At 36.9% G+C, this 1,545-nt stretch carries 3 protein-coding genes; all 3 read left to right on the plus strand.

Annotation, left to right across the window (positions count from 1 at the left end; translation table 11 throughout):
* Positions 1–29 precede the first annotated feature (29 nt).
* Positions 30–827 (plus strand): MlaE family lipid ABC transporter permease subunit, encoded by a 798-nt coding sequence (locus F6K13_RS32480; protein ID WP_124154721.1) that lies wholly within the window; start codon positions 30–32, stop codon positions 825–827.
* A 188-nt stretch (positions 828–1,015) separates the two neighbouring features.
* A complete protein-coding gene (locus F6K13_RS32485) occupies positions 1,016–1,138 on the plus strand; it encodes a hypothetical protein (protein WP_275670421.1) in 123 nt (40 codons plus the stop codon).
* A gap of 29 nt (positions 1,139–1,167) precedes the next feature.
* Positions 1,168–1,545: DUF3119 family protein (locus F6K13_RS32490; protein WP_287289820.1), on the plus strand; the 378-nt coding region annotated here is incomplete at its 3' end.

Consider the following 1,545-nt stretch of genomic DNA (forward strand, 5'->3'; position numbering starts at 1 on the left):
TGTTTAGTCTTCTAATTTATTAATTTCTATTGAGTAAGATTACTTTTAAGTTAATTTTCGGGGTATGGGGACAACGGATGTTGGCTGCAGCATATTTAGCAGGCCAAGTATTTTTTCATGTCCTAAAGGGCAAAATTCATCGTCGTAACACTGTTGAGCAAATGGCTATAGTCGGTCCAGAATCCTTACTAATTGTCTTACTGACAGCTAGTTTTGTCGGTATGGTATTTACCATTCAGGTTGCCAGGGAACTTGTTTCCTTCGGTACAGCTAATATGGTTGGGGGTATGTTGGCTATAACTTTAACTAGAGAACTAGGCCCTGTATTGACAGCAGTTGTTGTTGCAGGAAGAGTAGGTTCAGCATTTGCAGCGGAAATAGGCACGATGAAGGTGACAGAACAAATTGATGCTCTGTATATGCTGAAAACCGATCCGGTAGATTATTTAGTTATTCCTAGAGTTATTGCTTGTGCTGTAATGATGCCAATCTTAACTTTGTTATGTTTGATAGCTGCCATATTGGGTGGACTTATAGTGGCAGTTAATATGTACGATATTCCCCAGAGTATATATATTAGTTCTGTCCATACTTTTCTAACTCTTTGGGATTTATGCAGTGGATTGCTTAAATCAATGGTATTTGGTGTTTTAGTTGCTGTAATTGGTACAAGTTGGGGTTTAACTACCACTGGTGGAGCTAAAGGAGTAGGCCAATCTACAACCACAGCAGTTGTGACAGCCTTAATATCTATTTTTATCTTTAATTTCTTTCTATCTTGGGCAATGTTTCAAGGTATTGGTGGGGCAATGAAACAAAGTTTTTAATATTAGGGAGTAGGGAGTAGAGAGGTAGGAGACAGGAGACAGGAGACAGGAGACAGGATAAATTGGAGTTTAGAGGAGGTAGGAGCTAAGTTTTGTAAGAATGATTTTTCTGCCCAAGTCTTGCCAAAATACGCTCCTTTTTGAGCATAATAGAGCTGAAAACCAGGCACTTTTTTTCGAGGCCAAAAATGCTAAAACCTTTATATGTCAATGCTTTTAGATTTAATCAGCAAGCCTTATCTAATCGACCAAAAGAAAATAAAGTTCAATATTTCAAGCCTCTGACTTTAACTAGAGGTACTGATAACTGATAACTAATAACTAATAACTGATAACTAAAATGACTACTATTTCTACATCCGAAACACAACAAACTACCGAACTTGCCCCTAGTTATAAAATACCTCTTGTGCTAATAATTAGTGCATTGCCTTTGGCCTTTTGGCAACTGTGGGTAAGTCTAGCGATCGCTCTATTTGGTATATTTCTATTATTTCAAACAGCCACTATCCGTCTCAAATTTACTGATACATCTCTAGAAGTATATCGTTCAGAAAAACTAATACGAAGCTTTCCTTATCAAGATTGGCTAAACTGGGAAATATTCTGGTCTCCTGTCCCAATTTTATTCTATTTTAGGGAAGTTAAAAGCATTCACTTTCTACCAATTATTTTTGACCCTAAAACACTAAAAAATTGCCTAGAAAAACACTTACCA

The organism is Okeania sp. SIO2B9 (genome assembly GCF_010672505.1).
GTDB lineage: Bacteria > Cyanobacteriota > Cyanobacteriia > Cyanobacteriales > Microcoleaceae > Okeania > Okeania hirsuta.